Annotated in this window: 13 protein-coding genes; 4 read left to right on the top strand and 9 right to left on the bottom strand. The window is 66.0% G+C overall.

Translation table 11 applies throughout. From position 1 onward, the window contains the following. Positions 1-27 precede the first annotated feature (27 nt). Positions 28-1944 carry an AMP-dependent synthetase/ligase gene (locus HMPREF1138_RS01985; protein ID WP_009056048.1) on the top strand — a complete coding sequence of 639 codons (1917 nt, stop codon included), beginning with the start codon at positions 28-30 and terminating at the stop codon, positions 1942-1944. Positions 1945-2036: 92 nt separating this feature from the next. Here the strand turns inward: HMPREF1138_RS01985 and HMPREF1138_RS01980 are convergent, their stop codons facing one another. Together HMPREF1138_RS01980 and uvrA are read right to left on the bottom strand one after the other, a co-directional pair. Beyond that, positions 2037-2522 (bottom strand): polysaccharide transporter, encoded by a 486-nt coding sequence (locus tag HMPREF1138_RS01980; RefSeq protein ID WP_232210910.1) that lies wholly within the window; start codon positions 2520-2522, stop codon positions 2037-2039. 17 nt (positions 2523-2539) lie between these two features. Next, a complete protein-coding gene (gene uvrA, locus HMPREF1138_RS01975; RefSeq protein WP_009056041.1) occupies positions 2540-5410 on the bottom strand; it encodes an excinuclease ABC subunit UvrA in 2871 nt (956 codons plus the stop codon). Positions 5411-5467: 57 nt separating this feature from the next. Here uvrA and HMPREF1138_RS01970 point away from each other — a divergent pair, with 57 nt between their 5' ends. Then, positions 5468-5749, top strand: coding sequence for a YciI family protein (locus HMPREF1138_RS01970; RefSeq protein WP_039936562.1), 282 nt, complete (start codon positions 5468-5470; stop codon positions 5747-5749). A 68-nt stretch (positions 5750-5817) separates the two neighbouring features. Here the strand turns inward: HMPREF1138_RS01970 and HMPREF1138_RS01965 are convergent, their stop codons facing one another. The 5 genes from HMPREF1138_RS01965 to coaE form a co-directional block, all read right to left on the bottom strand. Further along, a complete protein-coding gene (locus HMPREF1138_RS01965; protein ID WP_009056021.1) occupies positions 5818-8214 on the bottom strand; it encodes a cation-translocating P-type ATPase in 2397 nt (798 codons plus the stop codon). Then, entirely contained in the window at positions 8198-9196 is a 999-nt protein-coding gene (locus HMPREF1138_RS01960) for a TerC/Alx family metal homeostasis membrane protein (RefSeq protein ID WP_009055984.1), read from the bottom strand. The genes HMPREF1138_RS01965 and HMPREF1138_RS01960 overlap by 17 nt, the downstream gene beginning before the upstream one ends. 40 nt (positions 9197-9236) lie before the next feature. After that, the gene (locus tag HMPREF1138_RS01955; RefSeq protein WP_009055982.1) at positions 9237-10238 is read right to left on the bottom strand and encodes a TerC family protein; all 1002 of its coding nucleotides are present in this window, start codon (positions 10236-10238) and stop codon (positions 9237-9239) included. A gap of 282 nt (positions 10239-10520) precedes the next feature. After that, positions 10521-12602 (bottom strand): excinuclease ABC subunit UvrB, encoded by a 2082-nt coding sequence (gene uvrB / locus HMPREF1138_RS01950; RefSeq protein ID WP_009056011.1) that lies wholly within the window; start codon positions 12600-12602, stop codon positions 10521-10523. Positions 12603-12696: 94 nt separating this feature from the next. Continuing rightward, positions 12697-13377 (bottom strand): dephospho-CoA kinase, encoded by a 681-nt coding sequence (gene coaE, locus HMPREF1138_RS01945; protein WP_039936532.1) that lies wholly within the window; start codon positions 13375-13377, stop codon positions 12697-12699. Positions 13378-13466: 89 nt separating this feature from the next. Here coaE and brnQ point away from each other — a divergent pair, with 89 nt between their 5' ends. Continuing rightward, positions 13467-14816 carry a branched-chain amino acid transport system II carrier protein gene (gene brnQ / locus HMPREF1138_RS01940; protein WP_009056087.1) on the top strand — a complete coding sequence of 450 codons (1350 nt, stop codon included), beginning with the start codon at positions 13467-13469 and terminating at the stop codon, positions 14814-14816. A gap of 432 nt (positions 14817-15248) precedes the next feature. On the opposite strand, the gene rpsA is transcribed toward brnQ, so the two are convergent. Together rpsA and polA are read right to left on the bottom strand one after the other, a co-directional pair. Further along, positions 15249-16685 (bottom strand): 30S ribosomal protein S1, encoded by a 1437-nt coding sequence (gene rpsA / locus HMPREF1138_RS01935; protein ID WP_009056086.1) that lies wholly within the window; start codon positions 16683-16685, stop codon positions 15249-15251. A gap of 171 nt (positions 16686-16856) precedes the next feature. Next, positions 16857-19586, bottom strand: a complete 2730-nt coding sequence (gene polA, locus HMPREF1138_RS01930) for a DNA polymerase I (protein ID WP_202898329.1) — start codon at positions 19584-19586, stop codon at positions 16857-16859. On the opposite strand from polA, the gene HMPREF1138_RS01925 reads away from it, so the two are divergent. Continuing rightward, positions 19585-20061 carry a PaaI family thioesterase gene (locus HMPREF1138_RS01925; RefSeq protein WP_039936529.1) on the top strand — a complete coding sequence of 159 codons (477 nt, stop codon included), beginning with the start codon at positions 19585-19587 and terminating at the stop codon, positions 20059-20061. The two genes, polA and HMPREF1138_RS01925, sit on opposite strands and share 2 nt — an antisense overlap. Positions 20062-20084: the final 23 nt, after the last annotated feature.

Raw genomic sequence — 20084 nt, 5'->3', positions numbered from 1 at the left:
CAGCGCCCACCCCACGAAAGGACCGCAATGACGGTACGCAGGCTCGCCGACGGCTCATGGGAGTCGATCGCCACGCGCGAGGCCACCGAGGACATGAACCTACCCAAGATGCTCCATCTGCGCGTCGAGCGCCACCCCGGGCAGGTCGCGATCGAGCGCCGATCCAACGTCGGCGCATGGCGCCGCGTGACCATGGAGACGTTCCTCGGCGAAGCCGACTCCATCGCGCGTGGCCTCATCGGCATCGGCCTCGAGGCGGGCGACCACCTGGCGATCCTGGCCCCGACCTCGTATGAGTGGGCCCTCATCGACGTGGCCGCCCTGTCCTGCGGCGCGATCACCGTGCCCATCTACGAGACGGATTCCGCGCAGCAGATCGCCCATATCCTCGCAGACGCCGACGTGCGCATCGTCATCACCGCGACGACGCAGCAGGCCGAGCTGGTCGAGTCCGTGCGCACCGACGGCGTGCGCCATATCCTTTCCCTCGACCGCGGCGCCGAGCGCGTCCTGACCGGCGCCGCCCAGGGGGTCACGGTCGAGCAGGTGCGCGAGCGCACCGACGCCGTGACGCTTAGCGACGAGGCGACGGTCATCTACACCTCCGGCACGACCGGTATGCCCAAGGGCGTCGTACTCACGCACGGCAACTTCATCTCGCCGATGCTGCAGGCCTACGACTTCCTGCCCGTCCTCATCAACGACCCGAAGTCGCGCTCGTTGCTCTTCCTGCCGGTCGCCCACGTCCTGGCGCGCTTCGTCATGTACTGTCTGCTCGCCGGTCAGGGCGTCACCGCTTTCTCCCCGGACACCCGTAACCTCGTCAACGACATCGCGACCTTTAAGCCGACGATGCTCCTCGTGGTTCCGCGCGTCATGGAGAAGGTCTACAACGCTGCCGCCGCGAAAGCAGGTGGAGGCGTGAAGGGGCGCATGTTCTCCTGGGCCGCCAAGCAGGCGCGCGCCTTGTCCAAGGCCACCGCCTACGTGGACTCTCCCCTGCCCGAGTCCGCGGTCGCTGGTCCCGGCCCCGACACGACGCCCATTCCCGATGCCTCGGCGATGCCCTCCCCCGGCCCGTCGTCCGCGCTGAAACTGCGCGCCCGCGTCGCCGACGCGCTCGTCCTGTCGAAGGTCCGCGCGATCCTGGGCCCGAACCTGCACACGATCATCTCGGGTGGAGCTCCCCTGGCCCTCGACCTGGCAAACTTCTATCGGGGCTTGGGCATCACGCTCCTCCAGGGCTACGGCCTGTCCGAGACGACCGGCCCTATCTCCGTGGAGACGCCGCAGGACTTCCCCCCGGACTCGGTGGGCTTCCCCTGGCCCGGCAACCGGATGACGATCGCCCCCGACGGCGAGCTGCTCGTGCGCGGTATCTCCGTGTCGAAGGGCTACCACAACCTGCCCGAGGCCACGGCCGAGGCCTACGTCGACGGCTGGTTCAAGACGGGTGACCTCGCCTCGATTGACGATCGCGGGCACCTGCGTATCACGGGCCGTAAGAAGGAACTTATCGTCACCGCGGGCGGCAAGAACGTCTCCCCCGAGATCCTCGAAGAGGCCCTGTCGACGCACCCGCTCATCGCGAACATCATCGTGGTCGGCGACAACCGTCCCTACATTGGCGCGCTCATCGCGCTCGACACGGAAATGCTGCCCGAGTGGCTCTCGACCCACGGCCTGCCCGTCGTGGATGCGGCGCAGGCCGCGAACCTGCCCGAGGTGCGCGAGTCTCTCGAGAAGGCGATCGCCCGCGCCAACAAGGCCGTCTCGCGCGCCGAGTCGATCCGCCGCTACCGCATCGTGAACGCGGCCTTCACCGTGGAGAACGGCTACATGACGCCCTCCCTCAAGCTGAAGCGCCGCCGCGTCCTGGCCGACTACGCCGACGAGGTCGACGCCCTGTACGCGTCGGGCGAGGCCGCGAAGAAGCAGGAGTAGCCCGCCAAGACACGCGGACCCTCCGTCAACACGAAGCGGCCCCGGCCTCGTTCATAGACGAGGTCGGGGCCGAGTCGTATGCGCAGGCGCGGTTAGTCGGCGGTGTTGCGCCCGACGACGAAAGCGGCGAAGAGCGCGAGGAGGACTGCCACGCCGATGACCGGAAGCGGAATCCACATCAGCGTGCGCCGGGTAATCTCCAGCGCAGCCGAGGCGACGACGCCGACAAGAAGGAATGTATGGAAGGCGCGGGACCACAAGAAGCCGTCACTGTCGCTGCTCCACAACATAAAGAGCGACATGATCACAAGCACAGCCACGACCGCGTAGATCGCGATAACCGTGCCCAGGTGCCAGACGTGGCGAGCCTCCGCTTGGGCCGTCACGCTCAGGCACAGGTTGCCCAGCCCGGCGACGAAACCGCAGCCCAGTCCATAGACGCGGCTGCGCCCGGCCGAGCGGGCCGCGAGGGCCTTGAGCGTGAGTGCACCGGACACCACCATGAGCGCCACCACGATGAGGTGGACCCATGCGGGCCAGAAATAGGAGAAACCGTAGAGGCCGTATGCGGGGTTCATGAGCTCCATACTAACCATTACTTCCGCGAAGCAGCGGCGTCTCGCTCGGCTTCCTTCGCGAGAACCTCGGCGAGGTACTGGCCGGTGAACGATTCCTTCACCGTCGCGACCTCCTCGGGTGTCCCCTGCGCGACGAGAGTGCCGCCGCCGGCGCCGCCCTCGGGACCCATGTCGATGATCCAGTCGGCGCTCTTGATGACGTCCAGGTTGTGCTCGATGACGATGACCGTATTGCCCTTGTCCGCCAGGGACTGCAGGACCAGCAACAGCTTGCGGATGTCCTCGGAGTGCAGGCCGGTCGTGGGCTCGTCGAGCACGTACACCGTGCGGCCGGTCGACCGCCGCTGCAGCTCAGAGGCCAGCTTCACACGCTGCGCCTCGCCGCCCGACAGGGTCGTCGCGCTCTGGCCGAGGCGCACATAGCCCAGGCCCACCTCCACGAGCGTGTTGAGGTGGCGGGCGATGCGCGAGATCGGGGCAAAGAACTCCGCGGCCTCCGAAATGGGCATGTCGAGCACGTCCGCGACCGTCTTGCCCTTGTACTCGACCTCGAGAGTCTCGCGGTTGTAGCGCGCGCCATGGCAGACCTCGCAGGGCACGTACACGTCGGGCAGGAAGTTCATCTCGATCTTCAGGGTGCCGTCTCCCTTGCAGGACTCGCAGCGACCACCCTTGACATTGAAGGAGAAGCGTCCCGGGCCGTAGCCGCGCACCTTCGCCTCCTGCGTTTCGGCGAAGAGCTTGCGGATCTGGTCCCACACGCCCGTGTAGGTCGCCGGGTTCGAGCGCGGCGTGCGACCGATCGGGCTCTGATCCACGTGCACGACCTTGTCGAGCTGCTCGATGCCCGTGATCGTGCGGTGGCGGCCGGGAACCATGCGCGCGCCGTTGAGGCGCGAGGCCAGGGTGCGGTACAGGATGGCGTTGACGAGCGTCGACTTACCGGAGCCGGACACGCCAGTGACGGCTGTAAAAACACCGAGCGGGAAGGACACGTCGATGTTCTTCAGGTTGTTTTCCCGCGCGCCCTTGACGGTCACGACGCGCTTCTTGTCGATCGGGCGACGTGTCGGCGGCACGATGATGCGGCGCTTGCCCGACAGGTACTGTCCGGTCAGCGACTTGCGGTTCTCAAGCAGCTCGGCCAGCGGACCCGAGTGGACGACCCACCCGCCGGTTTCACCAGCACCGGGGCCGATATCGACGATCCAGTCGGCCGCTTCCATCGTCTCCTCGTCGTGCTCGACAACGATGAGCGTGTTGCCCAGATCCCGCAGGCGCTCCAGGGTCGCGATGAGCTTGCGGTTGTCGCGCTGGTGCAGGCCGATCGAGGGTTCGTCGAGGACGTACAGGACGCCGACGAGGCCGGAGCCGATCTGTGTGGCCAGCCGGATACGTTGTGCCTCGCCGCCCGACAGCGTTCCAGCGCCGCGCGAGAGCGTCAGGTAGGTCAGGCCGACGTCCACGAGGAAGGCCAGGCGGGCCTCGATCTCGGTGAGGATCGGCGCGGCGATCGAGCGTGCGCGCTGCTCGAGCTCCACTGTCGCGAGGAATTCGCGTGCCTCCGAGATCGACATGTCGGAGAGCTCGGCGATCGACTTGTCCCCGATGCGCACGGCCAGGACCTCGGGGCGCAGGCGCGCACCGTGGCACGTCGGGCATGGAATCTCGCGCATGTAGGAGTCGAGCTTCTCGGACACGGCGGCCGACTCGGTCTCTTCGCGCTTGCGCTCAATGTAGTTGACCGCCCCCTCAAATCCCGTCGTGTAGGAGCGCTCGCGCCCCCAGCGGTTGCGGAACTTGACGGTGACCTCGTAGTCCTTGCCGTACAGGACGGCGTCCTTGACCTTCTTCGGCAGGTTCTTCCAGGGCGTCCCCATCGCGAAGCCCAGCTCCTTGGAGAGGGATTCGAGGAGCTTCTTGTGGTACTTGAAGTTCGAGTTCCAGGGGATCACCGCTCCGTCGGCGAGGGAGAGTTCCTCGTCGGGGACGACCAGCTCGGGATCGACCTCGAGGCGGAAGCCGAGGCCCGAGCAGTCCGGGCAGGCACCGTAGGGTGCGTTGAAGGAGAAAGTGCGCGGCTCGATCTCGTCGAGCAGCAGCGGGTGATCGTTGGGGCACGCGCGCTTCTCCGAGAAGCGGCGGCGACGCTCGGGATCGTCCTCGTCCAGATCCACGCAGTCGATGACGACCAGGCCCTCGGAGAGGCGCAGCGCGGTCTCGACGGAGTCGGTGAGGCGCTGACGCATCCCGTCGCGCACGACGAGGCGGTCGATGACAACCTCGATGGTGTGCTTGAGCTTCTTCTCCAGCTTCGGGGCGTTCTCGAGGCGCACGGCCTCCCCGTCGATGATCGCGCGGGTGTAGCCCTCCGAACGAAGCTCGTCGATGAGGTCCTGGTACTCGCCCTTGCGCCCGCGCACGACCGGGGAGAGGACCTGGAAGCGCGTGCCCTCGTCCATCGTGCGCACGCGATCGACGATCTGCTGGGGCGTCTGCGCCTGGATGCGGGCCCCGCACTCGGGGCAGTGCGCGACGCCGGCGCGGGCGTAGAGCAGACGCAGGTAGTCGTGGATCTCCGTGATCGTGCCGACGGTCGAGCGCGGGTTGCGCGAGGTGGACTTCTGGTCGATGGAGACGGCGGGCGACAGGCCTTCGATAAAGTCCACGTCGGGCTTGTCCATCTGGCCGAGGAACTGGCGCGCGTAGGAGGAGAGCGATTCCACGTAACGGCGCTGTCCCTCGGCGAAAATCGTGTCGAAAGCGAGGGATGATTTACCGGATCCGGACAGGCCGGTGAAGACGATCATGGAGTCGCGGGGCAGCTCGAGGTTCACGTCCTTGAGGTTGTGTTCGCGGGCACCCTGGATGATTAGCTTGTCATGCACCCTTCGATCCTATCCGCCCCCTAGGCAAAAGCGCGGATCAGGGCTAGTGTTATGCGTATGGCTTACTATGCAGTTGAATACGTGTACAACCCCTCGATGACGCAGACCATGGACGAGGTCCGCCCGACGCACCGCGCGTTCCTGTCCGGCCTGCTCGAGCAGGGGATCAACGTCGCTTCCGGTCCCCTCGTCGGCGAGATCCCCGGCGCGCTGCTCCTCATCAACGCCGAGAGCCAGGCCGACGTCGAGCGCATCCTCAACGAGGATCCCTTCTACGTCGCCGAAGTCATCCAGGCGCGCCTCATCCGCGAGTGGAACCCCGTCATCCGGGCGTTCTGAACGCACGTCGCGAACGAGGCCGGGGCCGGGTTGATACCCGACACCGGCCTCGCCTCGTCCCCGCTCCCCTACTCCTGGATCGAGCGGGCGAACTGGCGCGCGTAGAAGATGCGCTGAGCGATCTCGATGAGGGCGGCGGAGCACGCGCCAACACACGCGATCACGAGCCACTCGTATCCGGTGGGCGCGACCATCGAGAAGAAACCGCGCACCGGCGGCAACAGAACGCCGCCGACCGTCGCGGAGATGACGCTCGCCAGTAGGACCCACTTCCACAGCGACAGGGGTCGCGAGGTGATCACGAGCAGCCAGATGGCGCCCAGCATGAGGGACAGGATCGCGGCGGTGGACTCGCGCGCGATCGGTGGGCCATCGACAATGCCAAACGCGGTCAGCGCAGCCGCCGCCAGGATGAAGCCCGTGGGCATCGCGAGCGACAGGGTACGCCTCAGGAATCCGGGCACGTAGCGGCGCGGGTTGGGCCACAGCGCCAGGAAAAACGCGGGGATACCGATCGTCAGCGAGTCGATGTAGCTGAACTGGCGCGGCAGGAACGGATAGCGCCAACCGACCAGGGCGGTGACGATCACCAGCACCGCCGCGTAGGTGGTCTTCGCGAGGAACAGCGAAGACACGCGCTCCATGTTCGCGATGATGCGTCGCCCCTCCGACAAGACCCCGGGCAGGACAGAAAACTTCGAGTCAACGAGCACGATCTGCGCGACCGCCTTCGTGGCCTGCGTACCGTTGCCCATCGCGATACCGAGGTCGGCGTCCTTGAGCGCCAGGGCGTCGTTCACGCCGTCGCCCGTCATGGCCACGCAGTGATCGCGCGCCTGCAGGGCACCCACCATGGCCCGCTTCTGTTCGGGCGTCACGCGCCCGAACACGTCGTGACTCTCGATCGCGTCGTTGAACGCCTCCGAGGTCAGGTCCTCGGGAAGGTCGCGCGCGTCCATGAGGCGAGCGGGCGAACCGTCGGGCGCCGTCAAGCCCGCCTGGGCTGCCAGCGCGCCGACCGTCGTCGGGTTGTCGCCCGAAATGACGCGCACGTGCACGCCCTGCGAGCGGAAGTAGTCAAGAGTCTCGGCCGCGTCCTCGCGCAGGTCCTCCTCCAACGTCACGAGGGCGGCCACCGTCCGACGCGCGGGCAGCTTGTCGTCGATCACGGCCTCGTCCGCACGAACCAGCGCCACGACGCGGGACCCCTGAGCGGCAATAGCGCGCACCCGCTCCAGGAGAACCGCGTTCGTCGCCACGGCCTCGTCGATAACGAACTCGGGCGCACCCAGGATCCAAGACTCGCGTCCGGTCCCCCACGCGCTCCACTTGCGGGCCGAGGAGAAGGGAACGGACCACTCGATACGCTCGAAGGCCCCGGCCTGCTCGGCTCCTTCCAGGTGCTGCCAGATCGCCTCGGCAGTGGCATTGGTACGGTCGCACGAGGCGCTCGCGAGGGCACGCATCACCACCTCCGCGTCCCCCGAAACCACGTCGACCTCGCGCACTCGGATACCACCCGTCGTCAGCGTGCCCGTCTTATCCAAGCACAGGCAATCGACGCGGGCCAGCACCTCGACGGCCGGAAGCTCCTGAACGAGGACGCCCCGGCGTGCCAGCGTAGCCGATCCGATCGCGAAATTCATCGACGTGAGCAACACCAGGCCCTGGGGAATCATGCCGATGACGGAGGCGACCGACAAGACGAGAGCCTCGCGCCAATCCCCGCCCGAGCCGCCGGCGATACGGTTCTGCGAGTAAAAGGTCAGTGCAACGACCGGGAGCAGCATGACGGAGACGACCTGCAGCACGCGGTTGATCGACACCTGAATCTCGGACACGGTACGGGTGAAGGCGCGCGCCTGCTCAGACAGGCCTTGCGCGTACACGCGTTCACCGACAGCCGTCGCCACCATGCGCCCCGAGCCGGCCACGACGCTCGTGCCCGCAAGCAGCTGATCGCCCTCTTTCTTCTTGACGGGACGCGATTCGCCGGTGAGCAGCGACTCATCGATCTCGAGGCCCGCGGAGGCCAGGACCGTCCCGTCCACGCTCACCTGATCGCCGAGCGTCAGCTCGATAACGTCGTCGAGCACGACGTCGCGAGCCGGAATGACCGACAGGGTCCCATCGCGCAGGACACTCGCCTGCGGGGCGTCCACGATCGCCAGCGAATCCAAGGTGCGCTTTGCGCGCAGCTCGGAGACGATACCAATCACGGCATTGATAATCATCACGCCGCCGAAGATGCCGTCGCGCAGGTCACCGAACAGCAGCACGATGATCGACGCACCCACGATGATCGCGTTAAAGAGCGTCAACACGTTCTCTCGAACGATCGATGCCACGGAACGCGACGTGCGGTCCTTCACACGGTTGACCGCGCCGCGGGCGACGCGCTCCGCGACCTCTGCCGCACTCAGGCCGCGCTCGCCGAGGCTCGTCACGTCAGCGCTCACGGGCATCCCCCTCATCCATCGCGGTACGTATCAACGACGCGACAACAGTTACCGCCAGCGTCACGACGATGACGCCCAGCGATACCGACACGGAAATGTTGGGCGCCCACTCCACACCCCGACCGCCATTGATAAACGGGAGGGTGTTGGCGTGCAGCGCCTCAAGAATCAGCTTAATACCGATAAAGCTCAGGATGACGCCGAGGCCGTAGCCCAGGTAGACGAGCTTGCCCAGCAGCGCGTCCACGAGGAAAAACAGCTGGCGCAGACCCATCAGGGCAAACACGTTGCAGGCGAACACCAGGAAGGCCTGCGATGTGATCCCGAAGATCGCGGGGATCGAATCGAAGGCGAACATCAGGTCCGCGGAGCCCAGGGCCAGCACGACGACAAACAGGGGCGTCAGGTAGGTGTGCCCGCCGTGACGGTAGAGCATCCGGTTGCCGATGAAACCGTCGGTGATCGGCAGGACGCGCCGCACGAGGCGAATGAAGCCGTTCTCGTGGTACTCCTCGTCCTCCTCTTCGCCCCTGGCAGTCTCCCGAACTTGAGACACGGCGGTCCACAGCAGCCACGCGCCAAAAATGAAGAACACCCACGAGAAGCGAGAGACCAGCGCGGCGCCGAGCAGGATGAAGACGAGCCGGAGCAACAAGGCAATAACGATGCCGAGCAGCAGCGCCTTCTGCTGGTTCTCTCGGGGCACCCGGAACGCCTTGAGGATGAGAATGAAGACGAAGAGGTTGTCGACCGACAACGACCACTCCATCGCCCAGCCGGCGTAGAACTCCTGGGCGTACAGCCATCCGTTCGTCAGCCAGATGCCGACGCCGAAGAGGGCGGCGAGCCCCACGTAAAAGAGAGTCCATCGGGCCGCCTCAGCGGCCGTGGGCGGATGCGGGTTGCGTGCGTGCCCGAGGAAGTCGATCACGACGAGTCCGACGGCGACGAGCGCCAGGATCCCCCACGCCCACGGGTGAATAACCATGAATACCTCTTAACTATTCGACCGGCGAATTTTACCGCTCTCAGGCGGCACTGTCGTCGCTTCCGCGCCGAACGCGAGACGCCACGAGCGAAGCTGCGACCGTGATCACGATCGTGACCACGATGAATCCGAGCGAGAAAGCGATGGACGGCTCGGGGACCGTTGCGACCTCGTGGCCGCCGTTGATGAAGGGCAGCTCGTTGGTGTGCAACGCGTGGTTGATGAGCTTGAAGCCAATAAACCCGAGGATCGCGGCGAGGCCATAGTGCAGGAACACGATGCGGTCGAGCAGGCCGTCGATGAGGAAGTAGAGCTGACGCAGCCCCAGCAGCGAGAATGCGTTGGCGGCGAACACGAGGTAGGCCTCGGAGGTCAGCGAGTAGATCGCGGGGATCGAATCGACGGCAAACATGACGTCGGCCGTACCGATCGCGATGACGCACAGCAGCATCGGCGTGATGTAGGTGCGTCCGCCGTGGCGGTAGAGCATGCGCGAGCCGATGAAACCATCGGTGACGGGCACGACCTTCGACACCCAACGCACGAGCAACGGCGGGCGGTAGTCCTCGTCCTCCTCGTCGCCACCGATGCCCTCACGAACCTGACTGATCGCGGTCCACATGAGCCACGCGCCGAAGAGGTAGAACACCCACGAGAAGTTCTCGATGAGCGCGGCGCCCGCGAGAATGAAGATAAGGCGCAGCACCAGCGCGATGACGATACCCGCTAGCAGGACCTCCTGCTGGTTCTTGCGGGGCACGCGGAAGGTCGACAGGATGATGACGAAGACGAAGAGATTGTCGATGCTGAGGGCTTTTTCGGTGATGTAGCCGCCCAGGTATTCCTGTCCGTATTGTGGCCCCCAGAGGGCCCACACGATTCCGCCAAAAATCAGGGCGATCGCGATGTAAGCAACCGACCACCAGGCGGCTTCCTTAAGGGTGGGTTCGTGGGGTGTGCGGACGTGGCCGACGATGTCGACAACGATCATGGTCGCAATGATGCCAGCCAGGATGATCCAGGCGAGCGCGTGCACGTGCATACGTGGGGCCTCCGGTACGAGTCGGGTACCGGAGGTCTCCTCCCGCCAGGAAATCCTGGCCGGTGACGCCGGAGGCCGCGCCGCGTGGGCGGGCCGTCGTGATGACGACGCCACTGTTGGTGGGAGTACTCCCCTCCGCTTACACCTTTATCCTAGTCGGAAGTACCCGATCCCAGGCGAGTCATGACAAGTGGCGTCTGTCGCCTTCACGGTGTCGACCGCTCCCGATGGACGAGGCCGCAGCCGCATCCGGCGTCCGGCCGCCCCGAGCAACATGCACGATCAATGGGCGCGCTTCATAGCGCGCAGTTCCTTCTTGAGGTCTTCGATCTCGTCGCGTAGGCGCGCCGCGACCTCGAACTGGAGGTGCTGGGCGGCGGTCATCATCTGGGCAGACAGCTCCTCGATGAGTTCGGCGAGCTCGGCCTCCGCCCGCTGACCAGGATTCGAGGCGGGAGGCGTCGCGGCCGCACCTCGGTCGCGTGCGCTCTTCTCCTTGCGATACCCGCCCTCGAGGAGGGTCTGCGTGTCGACCTGCTCGCGGGCGAGCATGTCGGTCACGTCGGAGATCTTCTTGCGCAGGGGCTGCGGGTCGATGCCGTGTTCCTTGTTGTAGGCGATCTGAATCTCGCGACGACGCATCGTCTCGGAGATGGCCTCGTTCATCGAATCGGTCATGTTGTCCGCGTACATGTGGACCTCGCCGGACACGTTTCGTGCGGCGCGACCGATCGTCTGGATGAGCGAGCGGGTCGAGCGCAGGAAGCCTTCCTTGTCGGCGTCGAGGATGGACACGAGGGAGACCTCGGGCAGGTCCAGGCCCTCACGCAAGAGGTTGATGCCCACGAGCACGTCGAAGGTACCCAGGCGCAGTTCGCGCAGCAGCTCGACGCGGCGCAACGTGTCGACGTCGGAGTGCAGGTATTCGACCTTGACGCCGCGCTCGGCCAGGTAGGTGGTCAGTTCCTCGGCCATCTTCTTCGTGAGGGTGGTAACAAGGACGCGCTCGTCGCGTTCGACGCGCAGGCGTACCTGTTCGAGGAGGTCGTCGATCTGTCCCTCGGTGGGCTTGACGACGACGAGCGGATCGACCAGGCCCGTCGGGCGAATAATCTGCTCGACCACCCCGTCGGAGCGTTCGAGCTCGTAGGGGCCGGGCGTCGCGGACAGGTAGACGGTTTGGCCGATGCGCGCCGTGAACTCGTCCCATTTGAGCGGGCGGTTGTCCATCGCGGAGGGCAGGCGGAAGCCGTAGTCGACGAGGGTGCGCTTGCGCGACATGTCGCCCTCGAACATCGCGCCGATCTGGGGGACGGTCACGTGCGACTCGTCGATGATCAGCAGGAAGTCGTCCGGGAAGTAGTCCAGGAGGGTGTGCGGCGGCGTGCCGGGTCCGCGCCCATCGATGTGACGCGAGTAGTTTTCCACGCCCGAGCACGACCCGATTTCCTTGAGCATCTCCAGGTCGAAGGTGGTGCGCATGCGCAGGCGCTGCTCCTCGAGGACCTTGTTCTGGCCGCGGAACCACGCGAGGCGATCGTCGAGCTCGTCCTCAATCGAAGCGATCGCCTTCTTCATGCGCTCCTCGCCGGCGACGTAGTGCGAGGCGGGGAACAGGTAGGTGTGGTCGACTTCGGAGATGACGTCGCCCGTGAGCGGGTGCAGAACCGCGAGGGAATCAATCTCGTCGCCAAACATCTCGATGCGGATCGCGAGCTCCTCATACACGGGGATGATCTCGATCGTGTCACCGCGCACGCGGAAGGTACCGCGCGTAAACGCCATGTCGTTGCGCACGTACTGCATGGCGACGAAGCGTCGCAGCAGCGCATCGCGATCGATGATCATGCCGCGGCTCAGCTCGATCATGCGCGCCACGTACTCCTCGGGGGTGCCGAGGCCGTAGATGCAGGACACCGAGGAGACGACGACCGTGTCACGGCGGGTGAGCAGGGAGTTCGTAGCGCTGTGACGCAGGCGCTCGACCTCGTCGTTGATGGAGGAATCCTTCTCGATGAACGTGTCCGTCTGGGGGACGTAGGCCTCGGGCTGGTAGTAGTCGTAGTAGGACACGAAGTACTCGACTGCGTTGCCCGGCAGGAGCTCGCGGAACTCGGCGGCGAGCTGCGCGGCGAGGGTCTTGTTCGGCTCGAGGACCAGCGCGGGTCGTTGCAGCTCCTCGATGAGCCAGGCGGTGGTCGCGCTCTTACCCGTGCCCGTCGCACCCATGAGGACGACGTCCTGCTCGCCGTCGCGAATGCGCGCGGCCAGCTCTCGGATCGCCTTAGGCTGGTCGCCCGACGGCGTGTACGGGGAGATAACCTCGAAGGGCTTGTTCTGGCGGATGACGGGGGTTTCGCTCACTCCCCTACGCTACCGCCCACGCCCTGACATCGCGCGGAGGACCCGCCCGTGTGCGCGGCGAGCGACAGTGTGCCCCGGCCTCGTCGTTTGCCCCCTAGAGATCGGCGATCAGCCAGCGCTGCCACACCCGGGACGCGACCTGCCGCAGGTCCTCGGCGCTGCCGCAGTTGTCGATCCACACGTGCGCGATTGCGCGGCGCTGGCGTGACGAGGCCTGGGCACGGATGCGAGCGCGCGCATCCTCGGGCGACACTCCCCTGCCCTCCAAGCGCGCGATCCGCGCCTCGATGGGGGCGTCGACGATGACGACGGCATCAAAACGCTCCGCCCCTGCCCCCTCGACGAGAAGCGGGACGTCATAGACCGCGAGCGAACCGGCGGGGGCGGCACTCAGGATCTGCCAGGCGCGACGCTCGATGGCGGGGTGCGTGATGGCGTTGAGGGCTGCGACGCGCTCCTCGGCATTCTCACCGGCAAAGACACGACGCGCGAGGCCCGCGCGATCGAGGGTCCCGTCAGGCCGGATCAGGTCCGCCCCGAAGCGCGCGGCGACCTCAGTGAGGGTGCTGTGCCCAGGCTCCATGATCTCGCGCGCGATGGCGTCGGCGTCCGCGACGATGGCACCCAACGAGGCGAAGGCGGCGGTCACCGTGGATTTGCCTGAGCCGATCCCACCGCTGACCGCGACCACGCGGGAGGGGCCCTCTGTGCGCGCCGGGCCCAGTGGACGCAGGAGTGTGGCGGAGCATTCTCCGTAAGAAAGCGACGTCGTCATGGCGCCAGCGTATCCCCCCTGCGGTTGCGCATACGTACCCTCATGCAAGAATTGGTCCTGTTAAAGCCCCCACAACACAGCGAGTAGCAGTGACGCACACAATCAACGACGATACCACCCAGCGCTCAGGTACCGCGGTCCTCATCGCGACCTCACTGACCCTCTTCTCCATGTTCTTTGGGGCCGGTAACCTTATTTTCCCGCCGATTATGGGCGCGTCCGCCGGCTCGAACTTTACCCCCGCGATCATCGGCTTCCTCATCGCCGGCGTCGCCCTGCCCGTCATCTCCATCATCACGATCGCCCTGTCGGGCACCGACATGCGCGACCTCGTCAGCCGCGCGGGCACGTACTTCGGCCTCGTTTTCTCGGTGCTGGTCTACCTCTCCATCGGAGCCTTCTACGCGCTCCCACGCACGGGGGCCGTCTCCTTTTCCACGGCCGTCGCACCCGTTATCGGCACACAGTCCACCGTTGCATCGATCATCTTCAACCTGATCTTCTTCGCCATCGCCTTTTACCTGTGTTGGAACCCGACCAACATCATCGACAGCCTCGGCAAGGTGCTCACCCCGATCCTGCTGGGCCTGCTCGTCCTCCTCGTCTTCCTCTGCCTGGCGTCCCTGCCGGCTTCACACGACGCTCCCACGGGCGAATACGTCCACAACCCGCTGGCCGCCGGCCTGCTGGAAGGCTACATGACGATGGATTCCATCGCGGCCCTGGCCTTCGGCATCATCGTCGTGACGTCGCTGGGGCACACGGGAGGCGGTATCGGAGCCAAGGTCGTTCGGCGTACCTCCACCGCGGCAGTTATCGCTGGGGCGCTCCTGGGCGTGGTCTACGTCGGCCTGGGCCTGATCGGGCACGTCATCCCCAACGCACAGAGCTACACGGACGGTGCAAGCCTCCTGGCCGATGCGGCGCGCTCGACGATGGGCTGGCCCGGTCAGATAGTCTTCGGTCTCATCGTGCTCACCGCATGCATGACGACCGCCGTAGGCCTCATCGCCGCCACGTCGGAGTTCTTTAACCGCTTGCTGCCCTCGATCTCCTACCGGGCGTGGATGATCCTCTTCACGCTTATCTCCTTCGTACTGGCATCCACGGGCCTGTCCTCAGTGCTGGCGATCGCGGTGCCGATCATCACCTTCCTCTATCCGATCGCCATCACGGTCGTCTTCATGACGATCGTGAGCCACCCCTTCCGCCTCGCCACGCCCGCGATGTGGACCTTCCGCCTGGGCACGTGGACGGCCGCCGCCTGGTCGGGGGCGACGACGCTGGCGCAGGTCGGCGTCGCCACCGACCGAATCAACTCCCTGCTCATGTGGAGTCCCCTCCAGGCCAACCAGCTCGGCTGGATCCTCCCCACCGTCATCGCGGCATTGATCGGTGCGTGCGTTGACGTGGCGCTGTTGAAGCGCTCGGCGGCCTGACCTGCGTCGACCACAGACCCCGCACGACATCGGCGAGCGGGGTCTCGTTATCTGTACGACGAGGAGCGATGTAACCCCGAGCAAAAGTCGCACGTAATTTACATCGGTCAGTTTTCAAGATGTGCTCAAAACGTTGCAATTCGAACGACGCGATTTCAGTGTTTGAAGTACTCGCACGGGAATTACGTGCGAGATTGCTGAGCAACTAGGCCGGCCGATTGGAAGCCGCCGCGAGGCCTCGGGGCCTGGCAGGGCTTCGGGACGAGGCACCGAGCGAAGCTCGCGGCGCGGACGGCGAGCGGGCCTCACGGCGGTCGGACATCTAACGGCACGTCAAGCAAAAAGTGGTGGCCCCCAGGAAAACCTGGGGACCACCACTCATGCGTTCACTGGCGTGAACCGACGAGTTGAAGCTCAGTCTAAGCGACCGATTCAGTTGTTCGTCAGCTTCTCACGCAGCGCGGCCAGCGCCTCGTCGGACGCAAGGGTGCCCTCGTTGTCGACCGGGGTCGAGTAGGAGGCCTGCTCCTCGATGGAGGGAGCCGCTTCGGCGTCCTCTTCGAGGGCCTTGCGGACCTGAGCCTTGTGGGCCTCCCAGCGGGCCTGAGCCTCGGCGTACTGAGCTTCCCACGCCTCGCGCTGAGCGTCGAAGCCTTCCATCCACTCCTGGGTCTCCGGATCGAAGCCCTCGGGGTACTTGTAGTTGCCGTTCTCGTCGTACTCGGCAGCCATACCGTAGAGCGAAGGATCGAACTCTTCGGAGTTCGGGTCCACGCCCTCGTTGGCCTGCTTGAGGGACAGGGAGATGCGGCGACGCTCGAGGTCGATGTCGATGACCTTGACGAAGACCTCTTCGCCGACCTTGACGACCTGGTCCGGCAGCTCGACGTGACGCTGAGCCAGCTCGGAGATGTGGACGAGACCCTCGATGCCGTCCTCGACGCGCACGAACGCGCCGAAGGGAACCAGCTTGGTGACCTTGCCGGGCACAACCTGGCCGATGGCGTGGGTGCGGGCGAAGGCCTGCCACGGATCTTCCTGGGTGGCCTTGAGGGACAGGGAGACGCGCTCGCGATCCATGTCGACGTCGAGAACCTCGACGGTGACTTCCTGGCCAACCTCGACGACCTCGGACGGGTGGTCGATGTGCTTCCAGGACAGTTCGGAGACGTGCACCAGGCCGTCGACACCGCCGAGATCGACGAACGCGCCGAAGTTGACGATGGAGGACACGACGCCGGAGCGCACCTGGCCCTTCTGCAGGGTGTGCAGGAAGTTCGTGCGGACCTCGGACTGGGTCTGCTCGAGCCATGCGCGGCGGGACAGGACCACGTTGTTGCGGTTCTTGTCGAGCTCGATGATCTTCGCTTCGATCTCGCGACCGATGTAGGGGGCGAGGTCGCGGACGCGACGCATCTCGACGAGGGAGGCGGGCAGGAAGCCACGCAGACCGATGTCGAGGATCAGGCCGCCCTTGACGACCTCGATGACGGTGCCGGTGACGACGCCGTCCTCTTCCTTGACCTTTTCGATCTTGCCCCACGCACGCTCGTACTGAGCGCGCTTCTTCGACAGGAGGAGACGGCCTTCCTTGTCTTCCTTCTGGAGGACGAGCGCCTCGATCTGGTCGCCCACGGCGACGACGTCGTCGGGGTTGACGTCGTGCTTGATGGACAGCTCGCGAGAGAGGATGACACCCTCGGTCTTGTAGCCGATGTCAAGGAGGACCTCGTCGTGGTCGACCTTGACGACAGTGCCCTCGACGATGTCGCCATCGTTGAAGTACTTGATGGTCTCGTCGATGGCTGCGATCAGGTCTGCTTCCGAACCAATGTCGTTGATAGCGACCTGCGGCGTATTCGTGGTCATGTAGTAGTTTCTCCGAAACGGACTGGATAGTAGATGGACAGTTCCAGCGCCTGTGGACGAATGCGGATGCACCTGTCCCTAGGCACCGTGGTTCAGTTTAGCAGCCTTTGACGCGTAAATGTGACGAATTTGGCGACAGTTTGCGTGGCGTGCGTCGCGTCGTCACGCCGATCAGTGCGCCGCGAGCTGCCACGACGCGCCGACGCCGACGGCGACGTCCAGCGGGACGGACAGCGTGACGGGCGACGCCATCTGTGCCCGGACGAGCTCTTCGACGGCGGCCTCCTCGCCGGGGGCGACCTCGAGGAGAAGCTCGTCGTGGATTTGCACGAGGAGGCGCGAGGCCAGGCCGGCCTCGCTCAGGGCGGCGGCGACGTCCATCATGGCGATCTTGACGATGTCGGCGGCGCTGCCCTGAATGGGGGCGTTGAGCGCGGCACGCTCGGCCATTTCTCGGCGCTGACGGTTCGTCGAGCGCAGGTCGGGCAGGTAGCGGCGACGTCCGAACATGGTCTGCGTGTAGCCGTCGGCGCGGGCCTGGGCAACGAGGCCTTCGAGGTAGTCGCGGACCTTGCCGAAGCGCTCAAAGTAGCGTTCTCGCAGGGCTGCGGCCTCGGGGACGGGGATGCCGAGCTGGGCGGCCAGGCCGTAGGAGGACAGGCCGTAGGCGAGGCCATAGGAGGTGGCCTTGATGCGCGAACGCTCCTCGCCGGTGACCTCGCCGACGGGAGTGCCAAAGACCATGGATGCCATGGTGCGGTGCAGGTCCTCGCCGGAGTTGAAGGCCTCGATGAGCGCCTCGTCGCCGGACAGGTGCGCCATGAGACGCATTTCGATCTGCGAGTAGTCGGCGCTCATGAGGGACTCGTAGCCCTGGCCCGCGACGAAGGCGCCGCGGATGCGCATGCCGTCGGCGCTGCGCGCGGGGATGTTCTGCAGGTTGGGGTCGGAGGAGGCCAGGCGTCCCGTGGCCGCGGCGACCTGGGAGAAGGTCGTGTGGATGCGGGAGTCGGATGCGACGGTGGCGGACAGGGAGTCGACCATCTGCTTGAGCTTGATGCGGTCGCGGTGGGTGAGAAGGAAACCGAGGAAGTCGTGCCCCGCTCCCCCACTCTCCTCGGTCTTGACCCACAGGTCCGCCAGCGCGTCGGCGTTCGTCGTGTAGCCGGTCTTGGTCTTCTTGGTCTTGGGCAGCCCGAAGTGGTCGAAGAGGATTTCTTGGAGCTGCTTGGGGCTGGAGAGGTTCACCTCGCGTCCGGCGGCGGCCCACGCGCCGTCGCGGGCGGCCTCGACGTCGGCGCCGAGCTCGGCCGAGAGGTCGTCAAGGACGCGGGCGTCCGCGGCGATGCCGACGGTCTCCATCTGGGTCAGGAGGCGCGAGAGCGGCATCTCCATGTCTGTCAGGAGCGCCGTTTCGCCGCTCTCGTCGAGCGCCCGGCGCAGCTTGTCGGCCAGCGGGTGGAGCGCGGCTGCGAGGCGGCCCGCGCGCACCTGGGCGGCGGTGGGCCCCTCGCCGATCTCGCCGAGGTCGAAGAGGGCGTCTGAGTCGGTGTTGCCCTCCTCGATGGTCATGCCGAGCAGGCGCGAAACCACGTCCTCAAGCTTGTGGGATCGCTGGTCGGGGTGGGCCAGGTACGCGGCGAGCATCGTGTCGAAGGAAGGCGCTCCGAGGGCCCATCCCCTCGATGCGAGGGCATGACGCGTTCCCTTCGCGTCGTGCACGATGAGGGACGAGGCCTGGGCGAGGACGGCGGTGAGCGCGTCCTCTTGCGCGGGGCTGAGCTCGGCTGGATCAATGACCAGGGCTTCGTCGGCGGTCGCGAGGACGATCTGGGAGACATCTCCTCGGGTTGGGCGCATGTCGCCTTCGACGAGGAGGGCGACAGTGGGGTGCGCGAATGTCCACGCGGCGATGTCGCAGTCGGCGTCGGCTAGGCGCACCTCAACTTGCGTCTCGGGCACGGCCTCCTCGGCGGGCTCGGCCGCGGGGGCCTGTCCCATGCCGATGCCGGCGACCTCGCGGACCTTGACACGCAGGCGCCCGAACTCCAGGGAGTCGAAGAGCCTGTCGATGGCCGCCACGTCGGTCGCGCGGCGGGCCAGGTCGGCGGGGGCGACCCCGAGATCCATGTCGGTCAGGAGGCGATTGAGGCGGCGGTTGCGCACGACGTCGTCCATGTGCTCGCGCAGGGCGGCGCCGCGCTTTCCACCGATCTCGTCGGCGCGCGCCAGCAGGTTGTCCAAGCCGTCGTACTTGTTGATCCACTGTGCAGCCGTCTTGGGTCCAACACCGGGCACTCCCGGCAGATTATCCGACGTCTCGCCGACGATCGCAGCAATCTCCGGGTAGCGATGCGGCGGCACCCCGTACTTGGCCTCGACGGCCTCGGGCGTCATACGGCGCAGGTCGCCCGGGCCCGTGCCCGGGTACAGGACGGTGACGCTGTCGGTCACCGTCTGGAAGGAGTCGCGGTCACCCGACACGACGAGGACAGTCGCTCCTTGCTGGCTGGCACGGTGAGCGAGCGTCGCCAAAATATCGTCAGCCTCGAAACCTTCGCGCGACAGCGAGACAATACCCATCGCGTCCAGGACCTCACGGATGAGCTCCACCTGGCCCTTGAACTCCTCGGGGGTCGCCTCGCGCGTGCCCTTGTACTCCGGGTACTCCTCGGAACGAAATGAGTGCCTCGACACATCGAAGGCGACGGCCACGTGCGTCGGACGCTCCGTCTCGAGCAAGCGCGTGAGCATTGACACGAAGCCGTAAACAGCGTTCGTGTGCTGCCCCGTCGCCGTCACGAAATTGTCCGGCGGGAGCGCATAGAACGCACGAAATGCCATCGAATGGCCGTCAATAATCAGCACAGTGTCACTCACACATGCCACCCTAGATGCCATGACACACGATCACCAGACGAAACACACCAGCGCCTCCAGGCCCGACCCCCTCGCGACAGGCGGCTGGGTGGGCGCCCACTGGCCGGGAACACTCATGGAGACCACCGGCATGGAGGTGCTCGAACACTCGGCGGCACGCACCGTGATCTCGATGCCCATTGATGGCAACCGTCAAAGCGCAGGGATCCTGCACGGCGGCGCCTCCGCCGCTCTCGCCGAGACAGCGGCCTCTTTCGCCGCTCAGATCCACGCGCGCGAAACGCACCCCGGCAAGCAGGCCTACGCGGTCGGCACCGAGCTCAACGCCTCCCACATCAGCGCGGGGCGGGAGGGAACGATCACGGCAACGGCGACCGCCGTGCACCTGGGTCGTTCCTCGACCGTGCACACCGTCGACATTCGAGACGACGCGGGACGACTCATCTCCGTCGCCCGTGTGACCAACCGCATCCTCGTGCGTTCCGCGCACGAGTGAGCGCGTCGTCAGACGAGGCAGGC

Source organism: Actinomyces sp. ICM58 (assembly GCF_000283035.1).
Lineage (GTDB): Bacteria > Actinomycetota > Actinomycetes > Actinomycetales > Actinomycetaceae > Pauljensenia.
Note: the sequence above shows the minus strand (reverse complement) of the source record. Positions and strands in the feature narration are given on the sequence as shown.